At 67.5% G+C, this 21,710-nt stretch carries 17 protein-coding genes; 5 read left to right on the forward strand and 12 right to left on the reverse strand.

All coding sequences use genetic code 11. The features are described from left to right. Window positions 1-56: 56 nt before the first annotated feature. From ACYVII_RS12705 to ACYVII_RS12725, 5 genes are all read right to left on the reverse strand, one after another. A complete protein-coding gene (locus tag ACYVII_RS12705) occupies window positions 57-1,442 on the reverse strand; it encodes an alpha-L-fucosidase (protein WP_460535716.1) in 1,386 nt (461 codons plus the stop codon). Between the two features lie 89 nt (window positions 1,443-1,531). Further along, window positions 1,532-3,499 carry a DUF2264 domain-containing protein gene (locus tag ACYVII_RS12710; RefSeq protein ID WP_460535574.1) on the reverse strand — a complete coding sequence of 656 codons (1,968 nt, stop codon included), beginning with the start codon at window positions 3,497-3,499 and terminating at the stop codon, window positions 1,532-1,534. Between the two features lie 2 nt (window positions 3,500-3,501). After that, complete coding sequence (locus tag ACYVII_RS12715) at window positions 3,502-5,151, reverse strand: type 2 periplasmic-binding domain-containing protein (protein WP_460535576.1); 1,650 nt, start codon at window positions 5,149-5,151, stop codon at window positions 3,502-3,504. Between the two features lie 58 nt (window positions 5,152-5,209). Then, a complete protein-coding gene (locus ACYVII_RS12720; RefSeq protein ID WP_460535718.1) occupies window positions 5,210-6,067 on the reverse strand; it encodes a carbohydrate ABC transporter permease in 858 nt (285 codons plus the stop codon). An 82-nt stretch (window positions 6,068-6,149) separates the two neighbouring features. Further along, the gene (locus ACYVII_RS12725) at window positions 6,150-7,184 is read right to left on the reverse strand and encodes an ABC transporter permease (RefSeq protein WP_460535579.1); all 1,035 of its coding nucleotides are present in this window, start codon (window positions 7,182-7,184) and stop codon (window positions 6,150-6,152) included. 345 nt (window positions 7,185-7,529) lie between these two features. Between ACYVII_RS12725 and ACYVII_RS12730 the strand changes: the two genes are divergently transcribed. The 3 genes from ACYVII_RS12730 (at window position 7,530) to ACYVII_RS12740 (ending at window position 12,239) form a co-directional block, all read left to right on the forward strand. After that, entirely contained in the window at window positions 7,530-8,525 is a 996-nt protein-coding gene (locus ACYVII_RS12730; RefSeq protein ID WP_460535581.1) for a hydroxyacid dehydrogenase, read from the forward strand. Between the two features lie 53 nt (window positions 8,526-8,578). Further along, window positions 8,579-9,664 carry a LacI family DNA-binding transcriptional regulator gene (locus ACYVII_RS12735; protein WP_460535583.1) on the forward strand — a complete coding sequence of 362 codons (1,086 nt, stop codon included), beginning with the start codon at window positions 8,579-8,581 and terminating at the stop codon, window positions 9,662-9,664. A gap of 67 nt (window positions 9,665-9,731) precedes the next feature. Then, entirely contained in the window at window positions 9,732-12,239 is a 2,508-nt protein-coding gene (locus ACYVII_RS12740; RefSeq protein WP_460535585.1) for a polysaccharide lyase 8 family protein, read from the forward strand. 11 nt (window positions 12,240-12,250) lie between these two features. Here ACYVII_RS12740 and ACYVII_RS12745 read toward each other — a convergent pair whose 3' ends face one another. The 6 genes from ACYVII_RS12745 to dnaK all read right to left on the reverse strand — a co-directional run bounded on the left by ACYVII_RS12745 (window position 12,251) and on the right by dnaK (window position 18,124). Next, on the reverse strand, window positions 12,251-12,910 hold the full coding sequence (locus ACYVII_RS12745) for an SGNH/GDSL hydrolase family protein (protein ID WP_460535587.1): 660 nt from the start codon (window positions 12,908-12,910) through the stop codon (window positions 12,251-12,253). Between the two features lie 201 nt (window positions 12,911-13,111). Next, on the reverse strand, window positions 13,112-13,804 hold the full coding sequence (locus ACYVII_RS12750) for an SGNH/GDSL hydrolase family protein (RefSeq protein ID WP_460535589.1): 693 nt from the start codon (window positions 13,802-13,804) through the stop codon (window positions 13,112-13,114). A 48-nt stretch (window positions 13,805-13,852) separates the two neighbouring features. Then, window positions 13,853-14,275, reverse strand: coding sequence for a heat shock protein transcriptional repressor HspR (locus tag ACYVII_RS12755; protein WP_460535591.1), 423 nt, complete (start codon window positions 14,273-14,275; stop codon window positions 13,853-13,855). Window positions 14,276-14,355: 80 nt separating this feature from the next. Further along, window positions 14,356-15,354, reverse strand: coding sequence for a molecular chaperone DnaJ (locus ACYVII_RS12760; protein ID WP_460535594.1), 999 nt, complete (start codon window positions 15,352-15,354; stop codon window positions 14,356-14,358). A 137-nt stretch (window positions 15,355-15,491) separates the two neighbouring features. Further along, entirely contained in the window at window positions 15,492-16,253 is a 762-nt protein-coding gene (locus tag ACYVII_RS12765; RefSeq protein ID WP_460535596.1) for a nucleotide exchange factor GrpE, read from the reverse strand. 2 nt (window positions 16,254-16,255) lie between these two features. Beyond that, complete coding sequence (gene dnaK / locus ACYVII_RS12770; RefSeq protein WP_460535598.1) at window positions 16,256-18,124, reverse strand: molecular chaperone DnaK; 1,869 nt, start codon at window positions 18,122-18,124, stop codon at window positions 16,256-16,258. A gap of 488 nt (window positions 18,125-18,612) precedes the next feature. Here dnaK and ACYVII_RS12775 point away from each other — a divergent pair, with 488 nt between their 5' ends. Next, window positions 18,613-19,173, forward strand: a complete 561-nt coding sequence (locus ACYVII_RS12775; RefSeq protein WP_460535600.1) for an NUDIX hydrolase — start codon at window positions 18,613-18,615, stop codon at window positions 19,171-19,173. 72 nt (window positions 19,174-19,245) lie between these two features. Here ACYVII_RS12775 and ACYVII_RS12780 read toward each other — a convergent pair whose 3' ends face one another. Next, window positions 19,246-20,514: an alpha/beta hydrolase family protein gene (locus ACYVII_RS12780; protein ID WP_460535602.1), complete on the reverse strand. Its 1,269-nt coding sequence runs from the start codon at window positions 20,512-20,514 to the stop codon at window positions 19,246-19,248. Between the two features lie 166 nt (window positions 20,515-20,680). On the opposite strand from ACYVII_RS12780, the gene ACYVII_RS12785 reads away from it, so the two are divergent. Beyond that, window positions 20,681-21,481, forward strand: a complete 801-nt coding sequence (locus ACYVII_RS12785) for a sugar phosphate isomerase/epimerase family protein (protein ID WP_460535604.1) — start codon at window positions 20,681-20,683, stop codon at window positions 21,479-21,481. Window positions 21,482-21,710 lie beyond the last annotated feature (229 nt).

Raw genomic sequence — 21,710 nt, forward strand, 5'->3', positions numbered from 1 at the left:
GGCTTCGGGCTTCAGGCTTCAGGCTTCAGGCTTCAGACGACGCGGGCGCATGCCGTTCATGCCACGTCGGGGTTGACCTCCTGTGTCGGCACGTCCGCCTTCTCACGCTCCACGTCGAACACGAAGACGACGGGTGCAGGGGTATCGCGCGGCACCGGAATCGAGACGGTCTGCTCATCGAGCCGGGCGAACTCGACCGGTTCTGCCGAGCCGAGCGCCTGCACGGAACGGATGTTCGTGCCCGCCGGAGCCTGCGGCTTGATCGCACCCGAGACGGGCATCCTCGTGACGATCGCGTACGTCGCACCGGTCTCGGCGTTCTGCGTGTAGTAGCCCCAGCCGGGGTAGTCCCAGCCCGGCGCCATGCCGCAGCCGTGGATCGCCTCGCCGTTCACGCGCATCCAGGCGCCGATCCGCTCCGCGATCTCGATCTCGAACCGCGGCAGCGCGCCGTCGCCCATCGGGCCGAAGTTGAGCAGCAGGTTGCCGCTCAGGCTCACGGCGTGCGCCAGCTGCTCGATCAGCTCGACCGGCTGCTTGCATGTCGCGGCGACGGCGGCGCTCGCGTGATAGCCCCAGGAGTTCTGAGGGATCGTCATGCACGCTTCCCAGTCGTGGTCGGCCGTCGAGCGGTCCCACGGGTCGGGCAGCCGGCGCTCGTAGCCGCTGAAGAAGTCGCCCATCAGGTCGCCGTTGGAGTCCCTGTGGCGCGCGCCGTGTTCGTCGGCACGCAGTCGGCTGTTGACGAGCACGCCGGGGATGAGCTCCTTGAGCATGCGCTCGACCTCGAGCGTCCACCATCCGTTCGCCTTGACCGACTCGTCCCAGGTGCCGTCGAACCAGAACCCCCGCACGGTCGGGTACCTGGTGGCCAGCTCACGCAGCTGGTTCTGCGCGAACGTGAGGTAGCGGGCGAAGGATGCTGCGTCATCCGCCGACTCGATGCGGTACCGCCAGTCGGGGTGGTGCCAGTCGAGCACCGAGTAGTAGAGGTGCACGGCGAGTCCTTCCGCCTCGTAGGCGGCGACGATCTCGCCGAGCAGGTCGCGCCCGTGCGGGGTGACGGCGACCGTGGTGTCGCTGAACTCGCTCGGCCACAGGCAGAACCCGTCGTGGTGCTTCGCGGTCACCGTGACGTATCGCGCGCCCATCGCTTTGGCGGTGCGAGCCCACTGCGAGGCGTCGAAACGGTCGATCGTGAAGTCGGCGGCGAGCGCCTGCCAGTCCGCGTCGGCGATGTTCGCCGACTTCGGCAGGAACTCCGCCGCGAAGTCATACGTCTCGCCCCGCCAGACGCCAGCCGGCAGGGCGTAGAGACCCCAGTGGATGAACTGCCCGAACCGGTCGCACCGGAAGGCCTTCACGGTGGGGTCGTCACGCTGCTGGGTGGTCTGCGCGCCGTACTTCAGCTGCATTGCGGCGGATCTCCTCTGGATGGTCAGTTGGCGGTATCCCGTTCAAGTCGCACTTTTTGTTGCCATCGGCACGCGAGAACGACAAAAAGTGCGACCTGAGGGAGATGGGCAAGAGGTCACAGGTTCGCGGTCCTCGGTCCCGTGTGGTGGTCCCACGGCACGAACGTCGCGAGGTCGCACTCGGCGGAGCGGCCGCTCGCCCATCGCACCTGCACCGTGCTTCCGTCGACGGCGACCTCGGCGGCGGATGCCCAGGGATTCGCATACCCGTCACTCGCCTTCGTCAGCACGTGCAGCGTCACGAACACGCTGAGCCCTTCGGCGCAGCGGCCGTACAGCACCGGTGTGGCCGAGTGCTCGCCCATCGCGTTCGCGTCGCGGTGTTCGACGACCGCCGCCTCTTTCCAGCCGTACAGACCCACGACGGCGGCGGTCACGTCGTCGGCGCCGCGGGCCAGCGCGGTGGTCCCGTGCACCAAGGTCGTCGGGACCGCTGAGCCCGCGACGGCGAACCCGCCCTCGCGCACCCGGTAGTCCCGCGGCGACTGCACCAGGTGCGCGCGCACCTCGTACGGGCCGTCGAGGAACGACACTGTGGTGACGGCGCATCCGTCGAACAGCCGCCGATTCAGCTGCGGCAGGTGCACGGAGCCTGCGATGTCGCCATCGACCCGGGTGGCGCGAAGGGCGCCGCGCCGACTCGCGTTGCCATCGTCGTCGAGCAGCGCGAAGTGCGAGTCGACGTCGTCGGCCCACGCCTGCGCCGTTCCGGGCGCCGTGTGCGTGGAGTACGCGAACTTCGCGTAGTGCGGGTCGTCGCCGTCGACGTCGTCGCCGACCGCGAGCCAGACGTGATCGGTGCCGTGGTTGACGAGACGCACGATGCCGTCGTCCTGAGCCGAGAGCAGCCATCCGGTCGCGGGCATGCCCGCCTTGAACGCGGCGCCGTCGGTCGGCTGCTCCTCTTCGACGGCGGTCCACGCCGGAGCCTCGGCCGGCAACGCCAGCCCGAGGAATCCGATCCCGGCGAGATAGGGCGAACCGAACCCGCTGTACGCCTGGCACATCGGCTCGAACGATTCGTACCAGCCGAGGCTCAACGGGCCTTCGACGCCGACGCCCTTCGACGTGAAGCGAGACAGCACACCGGATGCCAGCCGTCGCGTCGCCCCCGGCGTCAACGGGTTCACGCCGCTGAGCTCCGCGCACCACAGCGCCGCGAGCACGGCGGTGCGGTACGTGAGCGATCTGCCGACGTGCAGCACGGATCCGTCCCGCGCGAAGAAACGCGAGTACGACGCCGTGAACTCGGCCAGTCGCTCAAGGTGGCGTTGTCCCTCCACCGTCTGCACGGCGTCGGTCATGCGGTACCACGCCCATAGGTAGGGGTGGATCGCCCACGCGTTGTAGTAGTCGATGGAGTGCTCGGGGCCGTCGGTGTACCAGCCGTCGCCGAGGTACCACGACTCCACGCGCGCGACGTTCCGGCGACCCGTGGTGCCGCTGACGTCCTCGCCGACGGAGTGCAGGAATCCCTCCGCCATCGCCGGGAACAGCTGCCAGTTGTTCTGCCAGACCTCCACTCGCGCGTGGTGCAGCAGCCAGTCGGCGAGCTGTCGTTGCTCCGGCCTGGTCAGGTTGTTCCACAGTCGGTCTCGCGTGAGGTGCAGGCCGAACGCGATGTTCGCCGCCTCCACGATCGAGTTCGTCACGCCGGCTAGCGGCGTGCGACAGGTGACACCGCGCGGCCACTCCTCTGCACCACCCGGCCGCGTTCCGGCCAGCAGCGCCCGCGTGTACCACTCGAGGTTCTCATCGGCGACGGTGTCCTCGGCCGCGGCACCGGCGATGCGTGGAGCGGCGAGCAGGAACGACCTGCCCACCGTCTCCATGCACTCGCGGCGCACGCCGTCCCCGGTCACCGGGCCAGGCAGGCGCGTCATGGCGCCCTCCGCGCTGGAGTGGCGGCGCACCTGCCCGAGCCAGTGGTCGGCCGTGGCCTGCCAGTGCTCGCGACCCCAGCCGGTGAACGGCGACAGATCGCGGTCATCCTGCGGCAGGAAGACGGGTGAGAGCGCAGGCACGTTCAGGACTTCTTCTTCGACTTCGACAGAACCTTCTGGTACTCCGACCGGATCTGATCGCCGCCGCTGGACTTCCAGGTGGCGATCGCGTTCTTCAGGTCGGCGAGCGAGCTGCGTCCGGCGACGTAGTTATTGACGGCGTCGGTCATCGTCTGCCCGAGCGTCAGGCCCTTCTGCGCCTGCGTCGGGCTGAACAGACCCTGAGTCGGGTCCGCCACCCCCAGCGGGATCAGCTTCGCGTACGTCTCGTGCAGAACCTTGATCGCGTCGGGGAACTGAGGCGAGTAGAGCGCATTCGGACCGGCGGCGAGGTACCTCCACGGAACGGCCGTGTCGAGCGCCGCCTGGGCGGTGGCCGTGGGGTTGCCCTTGCCGTCGAGCGTGTAATCCGTGCCCTCGACGCCGTAGTTCATCAGCAGGTATTCCTGGCTGCCGAACGGCGCAGCGAGAAAGTTCGCCACCTGCAGAACGAGCTTGATGTGGCTGGGGCTGCCCTTCTTCACCATGGTCCAGGCGAAGTCGATGTTGTCCAGCCACACCATGGCCTTGCCGCCGTGCGCGCTGAACGGCAGGAACGGCGTCGCCTTGTTCGCGGGGTTGGCCGCGGGAAGCGTCTGCTGATAGCCGCCGACCTTGCCGTACGCGGGGAGGCCGTCGTAGATCTGGGCGACCTTGCCGGAGATGAAGGCATCCTGCATCTGCTGCTTCGTCCAGCCCTCGCTGCCGGGGGCGACCGCGCCGGCGGCGTGCATCTTCTGCACGAAGCTGATCGCCTCCAGCCACTGCGGCGTCTCGTAGTCCTTGACGAGCTTGCCGTTCTGCTCGGTCCAGTTGTAGGGCACGTGGAAGATGTGCAGGAACGGCGGCAGTCCGAAGTTCGTGCTGCCGAACGCCCACTGGTTGGCGCCCGAGAGCTGTTTCGCCAGCGCGAGGTAGTCATCCGAGCTCTTGATGGTGCTGGTGTCGGAGACCCCGGCCTTGGCGAAGTAGGTCTGGTTGATGAAGCCCGAGCCGCCGGTCATGCTGCGCGGAATGGGCAGGCCGTAGAGCTTGCCGTTCTGCACGGTCTGCTTCCAGAACACCTGCGGAATGTTCGCCAGGTTCGGGTATGCACTGACCTTGTCGCCTGCGAGATATGGAGTGAGGTCTTCGCAGGAGGACTCCAGGAACCCGATGATGTCGGGGATCGCCGCTCCGTCGTTGAGCATGAGATCCGGGAGGTTGCCTCCCGCCACGACCGTGTTGAGCTTGGTGTCGAAGTCGCCGCTGGAGACCGCGGTGATGTCGACGGTGCCGCCCAGGCGCTTCTCGATCTCCTGCCAGGCTGGGTTGCTGGAGCGGCCGGTGGGCGGCGGCCCGAAGATGTTCGTGATGCCCGTGACGGTCTGACCCTTCATGAACGGGCTCTTCACTGAGCGGTACGGGTTCTTCGGATAGTTGAAGAACGCGGGCGGAACACCCTGCGCGGTCGGCGCCAGGTCGGGCGTGACGCCCTTGACCGCCGTGTAGTTCGGCAGCGTGGCGTTCGAGACGCTTCCGGCCTTGAGCGTGCTCTGCGCGCCGCAGCCGGAGAGCGAGCCCGCGGTGACGACCGCGAGCGCGCCGAGCGCCGTGTAGGAGAGGAAAGCACGCCGAGTCGTCGTGGCGACCATCGGAGGCTCCTTTCTTCGGTGAGATGGGAATGGAGGGGTGATGCAGGGATGACGTGGGTCAGCCCTTGACAGCGCCGGTGAGGACGCCCTTGGTGAAGTACTTCTGCAGGAACGGGTAGACGAGCAGGATCGGCACGAGGCTGATCACGACGACGGCCATCTGGATGGCCTGCGACGGAGCCGAGATCTCACCGGCGGTCGCGGTATTGAGCGGAGACCCGAGCAGCACGTACTGGCGCAAGATCATCGCCAGCGGCCATTTGTCGCTGTCGAGGTAGAGCATCGCGTTGAAGAACGCGTTCCAGTACGCGACCGCGTAGAACAGTCCGACGACGGCGAGAACGCCCTTGGACAGTGGCAGCACGATCGTGCTGAGGATGCGGAAGTCGCCTGCGCCGTCGATCCGGGCCGCCTCGAAGAGCTCCTGGGGCAGGTTCATGAAGAACGACCGCACCACCACGAGGTTGAAGGCCGAGATCAGCACGGGCAGGATCAGCGAGGCGTAGCTGTCGAGCAGGCCAAGCTGCTTCACCATGAGAAAGCTCGGGATGATGCCCGGACTGAACAGCATGGTGAACAGGGCAACGAGCAGGATGAACTTGCCGAACACCAGATCGCGACGCGAGAGCCCATAGGCCATGCCAACCGTGGCCGCCAGGGACAGGATCGTGCCGACCACGGTGATGACGATGCTGCGCAGCAGCGCTGCAGTGACGACACCGCCGGCGAAGATCGTCTGGTACGCCGCCAATGTCGGATGGAGCGGAAACAGCACGAGTCCGTTCGCGTTCGCGATGTCGGTGCTGTCCGACAGGCTGGTGGAGATCACCGTGAGGAACGGGTAGATGGTCAGCACGGCGATCACGACGATCGCGACCACCTTGCCGACCCGGCCGACCGCAGACGGCTTCTCCATCCAGGCGGGGCGGGCATCCACGCTGCTCTTTCGCGGAGCGCGGGGCCCATGCGGGGTTCGTACGGCCTGTGCTGCCGGCGTCTCACTTGCCACTGGAGTAGACCCCTTCCTGCCCGAACCAGTGGGCGACCTTGTTCGCACCGAGCACGAGTGCGAGCCCGACGACGCCCTTCACCAGACCGACCGCGGCGGCAGGGCCCCATTGGCCGTCTTGGATGCCATGGAAGTAGACCCACGTGTCGAGCACCTCGCCTGCACCCGGCCCGACGTTGTTGCGCTGGAGCACGATCTGCTCGAATCCGACCGAGAGGATGCTGCCGAGGTTGAGGATGAACAGGAGGATGATCACGGGCATGATGCCGGGAATGGTGATCTTCCACAGCCGCGACCATGGCCCCGCGCCGTCGACGGCTGCCGCCTCGTAGAGCTCCTGATCGATGTTCATCAGCGCGGCGAGGAAGATGATGGTGCCCCAGCCGGTGTCTTTCCAGATCTCCTGAATGGTGACGAGGATGGGGAAGAACCACGGCGTGGTCATGGCATCCCACTGCGGAAGCCCGAGCATGTGCAGCAGGTTGGGCACCACCCCGGATGCCCCGAGCACCTGGCTGAAGATCGAGACGATGATCACCCAGCCCAGGAAGTGCGGCAGGTAGACGACGCTCTGCACGAACTTGCGTACCTTGCCCGACACGATGCTGTTCAGCAGCAGGGCCAGCATGATCGGCACCGGGAAGAACAGCACGAGCTGCAACGACGTGATCACCAGCGTGTTGCGCAGTGCCTGCCAGAACGTGGCATCCGCGAAGATCGAGACGAAGTTGTCGAGCCCCGCCCACGAGCTGTTGATGAACCCGAGGTACGGCTGGTAGTTCTCGAACGCGATGATGTTGCCGGGCAGCGGCAGGTAGTGGAACAGCACGAAGTACACGAAGCCCGGCGCGATCAGCAGCAGCATCACCTTGTCGCGCTTGATGCGTTGCCACAGGGTCTTCTTGCGCACCGTGGGGCGCGCAGCATGTTCGCGAGTGCGGCGCGAAGCGCGGTCCTCGACGGCCGGGCGCGTGGTCTCGGACCGCGTGCCGTCGTCCGCAACGGACTGGCTGTAGCTGCTCATTCGGGTTCCCTATCCGAGAGCTCCGCGTGGAAGCGTCGTTGGTTCGCTGTGCCGCCGACCGGATGCCAATGGCTTGCTCCCTGTCGACGCGGCCATCAGGTGACGACGCGACGCGACGGGACCAACGCTCGAGGCCCGGATAGTAAGCGGTTTCTTTTCGATGAAGGTACCCGACCCGTTTCGTGCTGTCAACGCAGTCGGCGAATTTGTCACCGTCATGCGTGTTCCGTGCCCTGGCGGGAGTTCTGGCAGCGACACTTGCGGATGCGATAGGTAGATGGACTACAGTAAGCGATTACTATGTGGCTCGGAGAGGACGAACCGAAGATGGACGAGGGCGCCCGAATGCCGGCGATTCTTGCGATGAGCGAGGCGTCGCTCGCCGAGGTGTTCTCCCCCCGTGCCCTCGCGCGGCTGGAGCGCGCGGTCGAACTCATCGGGCCGCGCCCGATGGTCGACTTCGACTCGCCGCAGGCACGTGGCGCGCTGGCTGAGGCGCACCTCATGATCACCGGCTGGAACCCGCCGCGCGTCGACGGCTCGGTCATCGACGCCGCTCCCAACCTGCGCGCCATCGTGCACTCGGCTGGGACGGTCAAGACGTTCCTGTCCGAAGACGTGCTGCTGCGCGGCATCCGTGTCTCCAGCTGCGCCGCAGCGAATGCCATCCCCGTCGCCGAGTTCACCTTCGCGTCCATCGTGTTCGGGCTCAAGCGCGCCGGCCGGTTCGCGGCGCGCCTGCGCGAGACGCACTCGGCACGGGATGCCACTGGCATGCCGCCGATCGGGGCCAGCGGCGTCACGATCGGCCTGGTCGGGGCGTCGCGGGTGGGGCGCGAGGTGGTGCGCCTGCTGAGCAACATCGACGTGCGCATCCTGGTGAGCGATCCGTATCTGCCGCACGCGGAGGCATCCGCTCTGGGCATCGAGCTCACCACGCTCGACGACCTGTGCCGGCGAAGCGACGTGCTGAGCCTGCACGCCCCGCTGACGCCCGAGACCCGTGGGCTGATCGGCCCGCGGCAGCTCGCCCTGCTGCATGACGGCGCCGTCGTCATCAATACCGCCCGCGGTCAGCTGATAGACACGACCGCACTCACCGCCGAGTTGGTTTCGGGCCGGCTGGATGCTTACCTCGACGTCACCGAGCCGGAACCGCTTCCCGAGGACTCGCCTCTGTACGACCTGCCGAACGTCACGCTCACGCCGCACATCGCCGGCGCGCTCGGCAATGAGGTTGTGCGGCTCGGCGACCTCGCCGTCGACGAGATCGAACGGCTGGTGTTCGGTGCGCAGTTGCAGCACGAGATCCGGCACGCCGACCTGGCAAGGATCGCGTAGATCGTGTTCACGCGGTGGGCCATGCTGGGGACGACGACAACCTGGGGAGAAGCATGAGCACCGAAGAGGCGACGCGGGGCAGAAGCCCGGCGGGCAGGATGCCCACGATCGACGACGTCGCGCAGCGCGCCGAGGTGTCGACGGCCACCGTCTCCCGGGTGCTGAACGGCAACTACCCGGTGGCGAAGGCCACACGCGACAGGGTGCTGCAGGCGGTCGCGGAGCTGCGGTACACCGCGAACGCCCACGCGAGGGCGCTCGCCAACGCCGCGACACGCACCGTGGGCATCATCGTCAACGACGTCGTCGACCCGTTCTTCTCCTACATCGTCCGCGGCGTCGAGCAGGAGGCGGCACTCAACGACCGGCTCTGCCTCGTCGCCGCCGCGCGCAGCAGCCGCGACCAGGAGCTCGAGCTCATCGACCGCATGCGCGAGCAGCGCGCCGACGCCGTGATCGTGGTCGGCGGCGCCGTGCACGACGAGGGACTGCGCCGCAAGATGGCCGACCGGGCGCGTGCGCTGGCCGACGTCGGCTCCGTGCTGGTGCTGTGCGGTCGTCCGTCGCTCGGCGACTCCGTGCCGACCAAGATGGTGGGCTACGACAACGAGGGCGGGGCTTTCGCGCTCACCGAGCACCTGATCGCACAGGGGCACCGGCGCATCCTCTACCTGGGCGGCCCACCCGGCCTCTCCACGACGACGTCGCGTCTTCAGGGCTACCGTCGGGCGTTGCTCGCGCGCGGCATCGAGCCGACCGACGAACTCGTGCACGAGGGCGCGTTCGGCCGCCAGTTCGGCTACACGCACATGCAGCAGATCTTGAAGTCCGACCTGGAGTACACCGCCGTGTTCGCCGCGAACGACCTCGTCGCCGCAGGCGCGCTGGAGGCATTGACCGAGGCGGGCATCCGTGTCCCGGACGACGTCTCCCTGGTCGGATACGACGACATCCCGCAGTCGTTCGAGTTGCGTCCCAAGCTCACCACCGTGCACGTGCCGCTGGAGGAGATGGGCCGTGAGTCGGTGCGCATCGCCATCCGGCACGAGGATGCCTTCGGCCGGCACGCCGCGAACGAGATCATCGTCGGCACGCACGTCGTCGTGCGTGAGTCGGTCGCGCCACCGCGCGCTCGATAGACCACGGGCGGGACATCCGGCCAGTCAGAACCACCGGCTCTCGGAGCCATCTCAAGGAGGAGAGAAGATGCACAACAGCGATTCCGCCGCGGAGCCCGCGAAGAACGGGCTCACGCTCTCCCGCCGGAGCGTTCTCATGCTCGCCGGCGCGGGTGCGCTGGCCGCGACCGCGATCGGCACGGGAACCGGCGCACTACGCGCGTCGGCCGACACGGCGCACGCGGACGCGGCATCCGCCGGCACCGCACTCTCCGCCCTCATCCAGCGGCGCGCCACGATGCTCGTCGGATCCGGCAATGCGGCGAACGTGCCCGCTCTGGCGGACAGCCTCAAGCAGATCTCGGCCGACGCCGCTGCCTCCTGGCAGGCCATGACGCTCACCGCCGGAGCGTCCGGCGTCTGGCCCGACCTGCCGATGCTGGGCATCAGCGCCGCCACGGCGACCGGCAACATGGGCGTCACGTTCGACCGGATCACGAGCCTCGCCGAAGCCTGGGCGACGCAGGGCACCGACCAGTACGGCGACGACAACCTCGCGACCGACCTCGTCTCAGCGCTCACCTGGATGAGCGTCAACCAGTACGTGGCAGGCAAGGCCGCGGCGGGCAACTGGTGGTTCTGGGAGATCGGCGGACCGCGCCAGGTCGGCGACTCGCTCGTGCTGCTCTACGACAAGGTGCCCGCCGACGTGCGGACCAACCTGCTCGCCGCCGCGCGATACTTCGCGCCGAACCCCAACTACCGGGGCCGCGGCACCAGCTTCGCCGAGACCGGCGCCAACCGCAGCGACAAGGCTCTGAACACCGCCCTGCGCGGCATCCTCGACGACCGGCCCGACGAGATCGCCGTAGCGAGGGATGCCCTCAGCGACGTGGCGGGCGGCGGCAGGAACAGTCTCTTCACCTACGTCACCTCGGGGGACGGGTTCTACCGGGACGGGTCGTTCATCCAGCACACCTACCTGCCGTACGTCGGCACCTACGGCACGGTCACGCTCTCCGGCGTCGCAGCCATCCTCGCCCTGCTCGGCGGCAGCACGTGGGCGGTGACCGACCCGAACCAGAGCGTGTTTCTCGACTCGATCCAGAAGTCGTTCCAGCCGTTCGTCGTCGGCGGCCGCATCATGGACACCGTGCGCGGCCGGGCGGTATCCCGACAGAACGAGCCGGACTACGTCGACGGCGCGACGCTCGTCGCGAGCACACTGCTGCTGGCGTCCGGGGCGCCGCAGCCGTACCAGTCCGCGTTCCTCTCGCTGGCGAAGGGCTGGCTCGAGCAGTGCACCGACGTGAACCTCGTCGCCGTGCCGAAGCTCACGATCGCCCAGGCGCTGCTGGCCTCGGGGGTCGCAACGGATGCCTCGGTGCAGCCCGCGCCCGCTCCGGTCGTCACGCAGGCGTTCGGCGACCAGGACCGGCTGGTGCATCACCGCGCGTCGTGGTCATCGGTGGTGAACGTCTCGTCCAAGCGCATCGGACGGTACGAGTGGGGCAACGACGAGAACAACCTCGGCTGGTACCAGGGCGACGGCATGCTGTTCGTCTACCTGCCCGGCGTGGATCCGTCGCAGTACAGCGCGGACTTCTGGCCGACGGTCGACCCGTACCGGCTGCCCGGCACCACCGTCAACGACGAGGTGCGGGCGTCGGGCGCCGGCGGCGCGGGCACCGGCATCCCTCGCGCGTTCCAGGCGTTCGCCGGCGGGCTGGCGCTCGAGTCGCGGTGGGGCATTCAGGGCATGGATCACCTGAACTTCGACAAGACCCTGTCGGGCAAGAAGTCGTGGTTCTTCCTCGACGACGGCATCGTGTGCCTGGGCGCCGCCATCGCCGGCTCCGGCGGCCACGGCGTCTTCACCGCCATCGAGAACCGGTCGTTCGCGGCCGGGCAGGCGCCGAACCTGCGCATCGACCACGCGAACAAGCGGATGCGGCCCGGCCAGTCGCCTCTTCCGGTGAAGCGCAGCCTGCACATCGAGGGCTACGCAGGCATCGTGCTCCTCGACTCCGAGGGCGTCTCCGGTACACCTCAGGTGCAGGTGGTGAACCGGCAGGGCACGTGGAACGGGATCAACTCGGGATCGGACACCGGCGGAACGACCGACGTGAAGCAGCGCGACTACGTGACGTTCACGCATCCGCACGGCGTCGACCCGGCTTCGGGCGGGTACGCGTACTACCTGCTGCCGGGCGCCGCGCACAGCACGACGTTCGCCACCGAGGCGCAGAAGCCGGTGAAGGTGCTGGCCAACAACGGCACAGCGCAGGCGATCGCGCACGGCGGTTCGGGCGTCACCCTGGCGAACTTCTACGGGGTGCCGGCATCTCCGGTACAGGGCATGCAGGTGAGCGGACCGTGCTCGGTAGGTGTGCACCGCGACGGAGACACCATCACGGTGGCGCTGGCCGATCCGAGCCGCACGCAGTCGACCGCGACGCTGGTGCTGCCCGACTCGGGAAGCTTCAGCGTGAGCCAGGCGGATGCCGGTGCCTCCGTGGTCAGCGCATCGCCCTTGACTCTGCGGTTCGCCCTGGACGGCCACAGCCACGCGAAGCAGATCGTGCTGAAGCGCTGAGCAGCCGTCGGCTAGACCAACCCGGCCTTCGACAGCGCGGACTGCACGGCGGCGGCGATCACGAGCTGGCCGGCGGCGGTGGGATGCACGTCGCCGCCCTGCATGAGGTCGGGCCTGTCTTTCAGGGGGTTGCCGATATCGAGGTAGGTTCCGCCGACGGCTGACACCGCGGCCTTCAGGTCCGTTCCCATCTGGTCGAGCTGCGGCGGCGGGTCGTTCTGATTCCAGATCGCGCTGAAGCCGATGATCTCGGCCTTCGGCAGCGCCGCGTGCAACTCGTCGACGGCCTCGACCATGGCGGACCTCACCTCAGGTTCTGGGACGCCCAGGTCGTTGCTGCTCGCCGAAACGATCACGATCGACGGATGCGACGTGATCGCCTCGCGCACCTGCTGCAAGAAGGTCGTCCCGTCGTCGCCGACCGTGACGAAACCGTCTCCGTCGGCCGACAGGTTCGTGAGCGACCAGTCGTCGTCGTGCGCGATGATCACCGGCCACGCCTGATCGGGCCGCAGATTGTGGCCGTCCATGATGGAGTCCCCGATCGCGACGGCCGTTGAACGTCCCGCCGTCGCCGCAGCGGCCGGGGCCCCGACCGTGAGGTATCCGGCGACGGCCAACGCCACGGACGCCATGGCCAGCGCCGGCGCGATCGGCCGCTTGAACTTCATAACGATCAGGTTACGAACCCAGCTGTTGCCGCCGACCAGAGCTGGCGATGAGGTTCCTATGAGGTGCCAGGCCAGCGTGGCCTCCACGCCATGACCTGTGACGCGCCGCACGTTCCACCGGAAAACGACGCCTGAACCGCAAAGGCAGCGACACCGCTTCCGTCGGACCCTTCGGTTTTCGGTGCATCGTGCGAAATCTCGCTACACGAGGTGGGTTGCACGCATCCGCGCCTCGACGGCGGCGGCGATGACGAGCTGGCCGTCGGAGGTCGGGTGCACGTCATCGGACTGCATGTAGCCCGGCTTTCCGAGCAGCGGCGTTCCGATGTCGAGGTAGGTGCCTCCGACGTGCTTGACGGCGGCCTCCATGTCGTCGTTGATCTCGTCGAGCTGCTTCGGATGCTCGTTCTCGTTCCACACCGGGCTCACGGCGACGATGCGGGTGTGCGGAAGATCGTGCCGCAGCATGTTCATGGCGCTGATCATCGACGCCTGCACGTCAGACTCGGGTACGCCCAGGTCGTTGCTGCTGCCCGAGATGATCACCATCGACGGGTCGAACTGAACGGCCTCCTTCACCTGGTCGGCGAAGATCGAGCCGTTGTTGCCCTTGGCGACGAAGCCCGCCCCGTTGGTCGCGAGGTTGACCAGGTGCCAGCCGTTGTAGCCGGCGATCACCTTCGGCCAGGCCTGATCGGGATCCAGCCCGTTCCCGTCCATGATCGAGTCGCCGATGGCGACGACGGTGGTGGCATCGGCCGGCTGGTCAGCGACGATCGGATGACTGTGCAAATTCGCCGAAAGAGTCGTAGCGACCGCGAGTGCGGCGACGCCGAGCACGACTGCTGCGGCGCTCACGCCCAGCGCCACGGCAGCGACGGGCGTCCGTGTCATGACATCGACGCTACGACTCGAAGCTTTTGCACGCACTGCACGCTGTCATCACCGGTCGAGCGGCCGCCAGACGACCACCTGGTTGCTGCGCCGCACCCGGGTTCCGGCGCGCAGCGAGACGACCTCGCCCTCGGAGCCGGCGGCGAACACCCGGCGACCTGGCCGGTTCAGCATCTCGTCGGCGAGCGCGGTCTCCAGCTCGCGCACGCGTGCGCCGAGCCGGTTCACCTGGTTCTCGAGCTCGAGGATGCGCCGAATGCCCTCCAGGCTGACGCCCTCCGAACCGAGTCGTGCAACCTCCCGTAGCTGCACCACATCGCGCATCGAGTAGCGACGCGACCGCCCGGCCGTGCGGCGCGGGCTCACCAGTCCGAGCCGGTCGTATTGCCTCAGCGTCTGCGGATGCATGCCGGCCAGCTCGGCGGCCGCGGTGATCGCGAAGACGGGCGTCGTCTCATCCAACTCGACCATCACCGCTCACCTCCGCTCTCTTCAGAAGTCTTCCGCATTCGCTGGTTTCGACGCGCTCGACCGGCGGTGTCGGCTCGAGGTCACCGCGCCGCTGCGCGCGCCTTCGCGAGCAGCTCCTCGCGGGGATTCTCGTCGGGCAGCGTGGCGTCGAACGCTTTGAGCGCATCCTCACCCTGCTTGCTCAGGTGCGATGGCACGACCACCTGCACCTCTGCGAGCAGGTCGCCCGCCGCCTTTTTGGAGACGACGCCTCTGCCCTTCACGCGCAGCACCCTGCCGCTCGGCGTTCCGGGCGCCACCTTGAGCCGTACCGTTCCACCGTCGAGCGTCGGAACCTCGATCGTGGCGCCGAGCGTCGCCTCCGCGAACGTCACCGGCACCATGACGCGCAGGTTCAGACCCTCGCGTTCGAACACCGGATGCCTGCGCACCGTGACGGTGAGGTAGAGATCGCCGCGTTCGCCGCCATCCGGGGAAGGACGTCCCTTACCTGGCACACGGATGCGCTGCTTGTCGCTCACCCCTGCCGGAATGCGCACCTTCACGGTCTCGCCGTCCACGGTCAGGTGCACGGTCTCGCCGGTGACAGCGGTCTGGAAGTCGATGGTGGTGGATGCCGAGACATCCTGTCCACGGGTTGGGCCGCCGTAGCCCCGGAATCCGCCCGTCGACTGGCCGAAGCGCCCGTTGCCGAAGAGGCCGCCGAGCAGGTCGTCGTAACCGGCGCCGCCCTGCTGGAATGTGTAGGACTGCCCACGGCCGCCCTGGCCGAACATGCCGCCGAAGACATCCTCGAATCCACCGGCGCCCGCGCCGCCTCCCGGAGCGGTGAACCTGGCACCGGAGCCCATGGCGCGGATCTGGTCGTACTCCTTGCGCTGTTCGTCGTCGGAGAGCACGGAGTACGCCTCGCTGATCTCCTTGAACTTCGCCTCGGCCTTGGCGTCGCCCGGGTTGGAGTCCGGGTGGTACTGGCGCGCGAGCTTGCGGTAGGTCTTCTTCAACTCGGACTGCGAAACGTCTTTGGAGACGCCGAGCACCTTGTAGAAGTCCTTGTCGAACCAGTCCTGACTGGCCACCCGGCACCTCCTTTCTGTGTGTTCTGTTCTTGCGTGTTCGGTTGTGAACGGCGGCGTGTCATCGTTTCAGGTCGCAGTTTTCGTCATCATGTGGGCTCGAAAGCGACGAAAACTGCGACCTGAATGGAATGCGGACGCTACTGCGGGACCGCGACGACCACCTTGGCCGCCCGCACCAGCGTAGAGCCGAGCGTGTAACCCACCTCGACGACGTCGAGGACGGTCGGCTCCGTCACGTCGGGCGACGGCTGCTGGAAGATCGCCTCGTGCACGTTGTGGTCGAACGCCTCGCCCGCGGCACCGAACGGCTGCAGCCCTAGCTTCTCGGAAGCCGCAGCGCGCAGCTTGCCCGCGATCGTCGCGAATGCCGTCTCGCCCTCGAGATCGCCGTGCTTCTCGGCACGGTCGATGTCGTCGAGCACGGGCAGGATCGCCTTCGCCGCGTCAGCGACGGCTCGTTCCCGCTCGACCTCTCGGTTGGCCTCGGTGCGCTTGCGGTAGTTCGCGTACTCGGCTGTCACCCGCTGCAGGTCGGCGAGCCGTTCGGCGGCCAGTTGCTCGGCGCTGGACTGGCCCGACAAGAAGTCGAGATCCGCGTCGGAGAGGGATGTCTCGACATCCGGACCCTCATAGCCCTCGCCGGTGTCGACCACCTGCTCGTGCTCGAGATCGGGATCGGAGTCACCAGATCCGGGCCGCGCGGCGGAGTCCTTCGACTCCGCCGCGTCGCCGTCCGGCCGACGAACCTCGCCCGTCTCGGGGTCGATGCGTCGCTTGTCGCGGACGACCGGCTCCTCGTGCGGGCCCTCGCTCGCAGGCTCGCTCGGCGCTGGCGTCGCGCGATCGCTCTCGCGATCGCCCCCAGCTCCAGCGCGCGATGATTCGTCGTTATTCGCCATGACTACTTCTTCTCGTCCTCGTCGTCCACGACCTCGGCGTCGACCACGTCCTCCTCGGGGTTCGGCACCTCGCCGTTGCCCGGGTCGGCCACGTTCGGGTCGCCCTGCTCGCCCTGCGCCTGAGCGGACTGGTAGATCGCCTCGCCCAGCTTCTGCTGGCTCGCGATGAGCTTGTCGTGCGCGGCCTTCACCGCGTCGTCGTCGTCACCTGCGAGAGCGGACTTGAGGGCATCCACGTCGCCCTGCACGTCGGTCTTCACGTCCGCCGGCAGCTTGTCGTCGTTGTCCTTGATGAGCTTCTCGATGGAGTAGACCATCTGCTCGGCGCTGTTGCGCACCTCGGCGGACTCGCGACGCTTCTTGTCTTCTGCGGCGTGCTCCTCGGCCTCGCGCACCATGCGCTCGATGTCGTCCTTCGGCAGCGAGGAGCCACCGGTGATCGTCATCGACTGCTCCTTGCCGGTGCCCTTGTCCTTCGCGGACACGTGCACGATTCCGTTCGCGTCGATGTCGAAGGTGACCTCGACCTGCGGGATGCCCCGCGGCGCCGGCGCGATGCCGGTCAGCTCGAACGTGCCCAGCGGCTTGTTGTCGCGGGTGAACTCGCGCTCACCCTGGAACACCTGGATCGCGACCGACGGCTGGTTGTCGTCGGCGGTCGTGAACGTCTCGCTGCGCTTGGTCGGAATGGCCGTGTTGCGCTCGATCAGCTTCGTCATGATGCCGCCCTTGGTCTCGATGCCGAGGCTCAGCGGGGTGACGTCGATGAGCAGAACGTCCTTGCGCTCGCCCTTCAGCACGCCGGCCTGCAGTGCGGCACCGACGGCGACGACCTCATCGGGGTTGACGCCCTTGTTGGGCTCCTTGCCGCCGGTCTCCTGCTTCACGAGATCCGACACGGCGGGCATGCGGGTCGATCCGCCTACCAGCACGACGTGCGCGATGTCGGAGACCTTGATGCCGGCCTCCTTGATGACATCCTGGAACGGCTTCTTGGTGCGGTCCAGAAGGTCGGAGGTCATCTGCTCGAACTGAGCCCGGGTGAGGGTCTCGTCGAGGTTCGCCGGTCCGTTCTCGGTCAGCGACAGGTAGGGGAGCTGGATGCTCGTCGACATCGAGCTGGAGAGCTCCTTCTTCGCCTGCTCCGCGGCCTCCTTGAGGCGCTGCAGCGCGATCTTGTCGCCCGAGACATCCACGCCGGTGGTGTCCTTGAACTTCTTGATCAGCCAGTCGACGACGCGCTGGTCCCAGTCGTCACCACCGAGGCGGTTGTCACCCGCCGTGGAACGAACCTGGATCGTGGAGAAGTCGTCGTCCTTGCCCACCTCGAGCAGCGACACGTCGAACGTTCCGCCACCGAGGTCGAAGACCAGGATGAGCTCGTCTTCCTTGCCCTTGTCGAGGCCGTACGCCAGCGCGGCAGCGGTCGGCTCGTTGATAATGCGCAGCACGTTGAGGCCCGCGATCTCACCGGCCTCCTTCGTGGCCTGGCGCTCCGCGTCGTTGAAGTACGCAGGAACGGTGATGACGGCATCCGACACCGAGTCGCCGAGGTACTGCTCGGCGTCGCGCTTCAGCTTCTGCAGAATGCGCGCGGAGATCTCCTGCGGCGTGTAGTTCTTGCCGTCGATCTCCTTCTTCCAGTCGGTGCCCATGTGGCGCTTGACCGACGTGATCGTGCGGTCGACGTTCGTGACCGCCTGGCGCTTTGCGGTCTCGCCGACCAGCACCTCGCCGTCCTTCGTGAATGCCACCACGGACGGGGTGGTGCGGAATCCCTCCGCGTTGGCGATGACGACGGGCTCGCCGCCCTCGAGCACGGAGACGACGGAGTTCGTCGTTCCGAGGTCGATACCTACTGCACGTGACATGTGTTGTGTTTCCCTTCCTCGGGCGCACACGACGTGCACCCTTGTGGTCTAAGCGCCTTCTGCGCTCGCGACCGAAGCCAGTGGAGCGATCCTCGTTCGCGCCGGTACCGTCCTGTCGTTCGGCGTTGCCGAGCCGACCATGACGAACCGATACACGAGAGTTGAGTCTCGCAGGCTCAACTTATGTCAGAGCTGGATGCCGTGTCAAGCTGAGTTCCGAAAAGTTGAGCGCACTTGTATCAACTTCCGCCGACTGCGGTCTATTCCGATTTCGGCTCATCCGCTGCATGACAGCTGCAGCGACGAGGGCCAGGGGTGCCAGTGACAGGAGCTTGCGCCATGCGGACATCCCTCCAGCCCACTCGGCCACGGCGGCGCGTGAACCGGTTGACAAGGATCCCGCTGCTCGGCGACCGCTCATCGTCTGACGCGTGCGACCGCCGGACGGCGTGCCAGCCGCTCGTCGCAGGCGCCTGAGACAATGGGGCGTGACCCACGACGATCTCCTCGACCGCCTCACCGCGCTCGAAGCGTCGGATGCGCGAGAGGCATACCTGCGATTCGTGGGGGTGAGCGGCGACGGGGCACTCCGACGCGAGGGCGGCCCTGAGCACGTGACCGCGTCGTGCTTCGTGTTCTCGCCTGATCTCGAGCGCACGCTGCTGTGCTTTCACCGTAAGGGCGGCTTCTGGGTGCAGTTCGGCGGCCACGTCGAGCCGCAGGACGACTCGATCGCAGACGTGGCAGTGCGGGAGGCACGGGAGGAGTCGGGCATCCAGGAGCTCGAGCTGCTGACCAAGGCGATCGTCGACCTGCACCGGCATGAGCTCGGCAGCGGTTTCGCATGCTCGGCGCACTGGGACATCGGGTTCGTGGCCGTCGTCGATCCGGCGGCTCCTGTCGTGGTCAGCGACGAGAGCGAGGACGTGCGCTGGTTCCCGGTCGACGACCTGCCGGCGCTCTCTGCCGACGGTCTCGGCGAGCGCATGAGGCAGGCGCTGGATGCGGCTGGGTCCGCCCTCGGGAGTCGCGCGCCCGGGAATTGGTGACGCTTTTCGCGCATCCAGCTGCACGACGGGTGCACAATTCGCGGCCCACCCGTCAGGGCAGGCGCGGCCGCGCTAGAGCAGCCCGCGAGAGGGATACCGCGTCGTCGCGGTCGCGGCGTTCGCGAGCGACTCGGTGCCGGCATCGAGGTATCCGAACGTGGTCACGTGCTCGCTGTACTTCTTGGCCAGCTCGTTCATGTTGGTCAGGTTGGCGTAGGCGGCCGAGGTGGGGTCGTTGTTCCAGTTCGAGTGCTTGATCGGTTCGTGGGCGGTGACCGGCAGCTTGCCGCTGAATCCCTCCACGTGCAGAATCGTCGCCCCGAAGGACGGCGCGCGCGGATCCCTCCGCGTCAACCGACCCCACTGGGCCTGGGTGTCGCCGGTCGCCTCGCCGGCGTACACGTGCTCGCAGTGCAGGGCACGGGCATCCCTGATGTTCTCCTCGATGCCCGCGGAGCCGAGCATCACGAACGCGAAGACGCCGAGCCGGGCGGATGCCAGAGCGTTCGCCGCCGTCGTCGTGCCGTAGGAATGCGCGATGACGCTGAGGTCGACGCCCACCGCACCGTCGCGGCTGACCTTGAAGCCGCGCAGCGCGGCCACCAGATGCGGCGCCCCACGTGCGGCATACGCGCCGAGTGCCGCGTCGATGCCCGGTGGCGGGGTCACGTACCCGATCCACGCGATCACGGAACGATTCGCCGGCGCTCCCGCCTTGCCCTGCTCGTCGTAGACGTTCTGCGCGGCCTGCGTCCAGAGCTGCATGTCGTCGGCGTACGTGCCCATGCCCGGCACGTCGAACGTGACCTGCATCGCAGTGTCGGGGTTGCCGACCGCCACCGCCGCGAGCGGGCGTGCCGCTGGAGTCAGTTCGACGAGGTAACGGCGAGGGTTCCGCGCACCGCTGAGTGTCGCCTTCACGGCCTTCAGGGCGCGCAGCCGGAACTGCGCCGTCTCATCCTGCGGAGCGGATGCCACCCGCTTCGTCGTCGACTTCAGTGACTTGGCGAGGTAGATGCGGTTCGCCTTGTCGCGGTCCGTGTAGTCGACGCCCTCGAGGTTGCCGATCAGTTGCGGCGCGTTCCGGAGCGCAGTCTGGCGCTCCTTCGCTGACGCCTTGTTCCACAGGTCGTCGACGTATCGCCCGTCGGCGTTGGCAAGGTCGACCGCGATCGCCGGGTTCTTCAGCAGATACGCCTGCGCCTGCTTCGGCGACATGCTCCACAGCGCCTGCAGACCGTCGTCGACCAGCTGCTTGCCGGCCGGGGGCGCCATCAGGATGCCCGCGACCGCCACCGCTGCCATGGCCAGAACGCCGGTCGCCCGCGCCCAGCCGATCATGAGCCGAGTCTAGGTCTGTATGCACGTGCGCCGATGCCCCGAAATGGGGTACGTCCCATGAAGCATTACAGCCCGCGCTCTCGCGGCGAGAACAGCGGCAAAGTTGCTGTTCTCGCCGCGTTCTGCTGTTCTGCAAGAACCGCCAACCACCACAAAGGAGCCCTTCATGTCCAACCCCTCCGTTCAGCTGTACTCGGTGCGCGACGCGATCGACGCCGATCTCGACGCCGCCGTGGCCCGCGTTGCCGAGATCGGCTTCCGCCAGGTCGAGCCGTACGCGTTCCACCTGCGCACGGCCGACTACAAGCGTGCTTTCGCGGCATCCGGGGTGACGGCGCCGTCCGGTCACGCGCCCGTCATCGACTCGGATGCCCCCGCCTCGATCTTCGACGCCGCCGCCGAGCTCGGCATGACCACGGTGATCGACCCGTTCATCCCGACCGACCGGTGGCAGACATCCGATGACGTGCACCGCCTGGCGGAGCGGGTCAACGAGCTGACCGCCGAGGCCAAGGCACGTGGACTCGAGTTCGGTTACCACAATCACCAGTGGGAGTTCACGAACAAGGTCGATGGGCGTCCCGTCTACGACCTGTTCGTCGAGTTGCTCGGTCCGGACACGGTGCTCGAGGTCGACACGTTCTGGGCGACGGTCGGCGGTGCGGACGCCCCTGCGGTGCTGCGTTCGCTCGGCGACCGGGTGCGGGCGCTGCACATCAAGGACGGCAAGATCGACGACGACATCAAGAACGTGCTGCCCAGCAGCGAGAGCGCGCTGATCGTGCCCGAGGCACTGAAGGCCGCGTTCGAGAACCAGGCCCCGGCCGGGCAGGGGGATGTCGACGTGCGAGCCATCCTGCAGGCCGCGCCGAACGCGTTGCGGGTCGTGGAGTTCGACGCGTACCGCGGCGACGTCTTCGAGGGGATCGCGCAGTCGCTGGCCTGGCTGAAGGAGAACGACGCCTGAGGCAGCGCGAGCCGGATGCTGTGTGGCCGCCGTCGGCGGCCACACGCCCCTCCTCTCTCGCCCCTCCCCCCGAAAACAGGCAGGAAACCGCATTCCTCCCGAGAACAGGACAATTTGGCCTGTTTCCGGGAGGTTTGCCTGTTTTCGGGCACGGTTCCGCACCGTCGCACCGCGGCTGGCAGAGCCTTCCCGAACGGGCGCATCCGCGAAATTGTGGACCCGCTATGCC

Source organism: Humibacter ginsengiterrae (genome assembly GCF_054780115.1).

Excerpts from the sequence above, each read along its gene's own strand:
- ACYVII_RS12735 (WP_460535583.1), top strand. The coding sequence starts at position 8,579 with ATGAGCACCGAAGAGGCGACGCGGGGCAGAAGCCCGGCGGGCAGGATG.
- ACYVII_RS12740 (WP_460535585.1), top strand. The coding sequence starts at position 9,732 with ATGCACAACAGCGATTCCGCCGCGGAGCCCGCGAAGAACGGGCTCACG.
- ACYVII_RS12780 (WP_460535602.1), bottom strand. The coding sequence starts at position 20,514 with ATGATCGGCTGGGCGCGGGCGACCGGCGTTCTGGCCATGGCAGCGGTG.
- ACYVII_RS12725 (WP_460535579.1), bottom strand. The coding sequence starts at position 7,184 with ATGAGCAGCTACAGCCAGTCCGTTGCGGACGACGGCACGCGGTCCGAG.
- ACYVII_RS12720 (WP_460535718.1), bottom strand. The coding sequence starts at position 6,067 with ATGGAGAAGCCGTCTGCGGTCGGCCGGGTCGGCAAGGTGGTCGCGATC.
- dnaK (WP_460535598.1), bottom strand. The coding sequence starts at position 18,124 with ATGTCACGTGCAGTAGGTATCGACCTCGGAACGACGAACTCCGTCGTC.
- ACYVII_RS12765 (WP_460535596.1), bottom strand. The coding sequence starts at position 16,253 with ATGGCGAATAACGACGAATCATCGCGCGCTGGAGCTGGGGGCGATCGC.
- ACYVII_RS12750 (WP_460535589.1), bottom strand. The coding sequence starts at position 13,804 with ATGACACGGACGCCCGTCGCTGCCGTGGCGCTGGGCGTGAGCGCCGCA.
- ACYVII_RS12745 (WP_460535587.1), bottom strand. The coding sequence starts at position 12,910 with ATGAAGTTCAAGCGGCCGATCGCGCCGGCGCTGGCCATGGCGTCCGTG.
- ACYVII_RS12730 (WP_460535581.1), top strand. The coding sequence starts at position 7,530 with ATGCCGGCGATTCTTGCGATGAGCGAGGCGTCGCTCGCCGAGGTGTTC.
- ACYVII_RS12785 (WP_460535604.1), top strand. The coding sequence starts at position 20,681 with ATGTCCAACCCCTCCGTTCAGCTGTACTCGGTGCGCGACGCGATCGAC.
- ACYVII_RS12755 (WP_460535591.1), bottom strand. The coding sequence starts at position 14,275 with ATGGTCGAGTTGGATGAGACGACGCCCGTCTTCGCGATCACCGCGGCC.
- ACYVII_RS12715 (WP_460535576.1), bottom strand. The coding sequence starts at position 5,151 with ATGGTCGCCACGACGACTCGGCGTGCTTTCCTCTCCTACACGGCGCTC.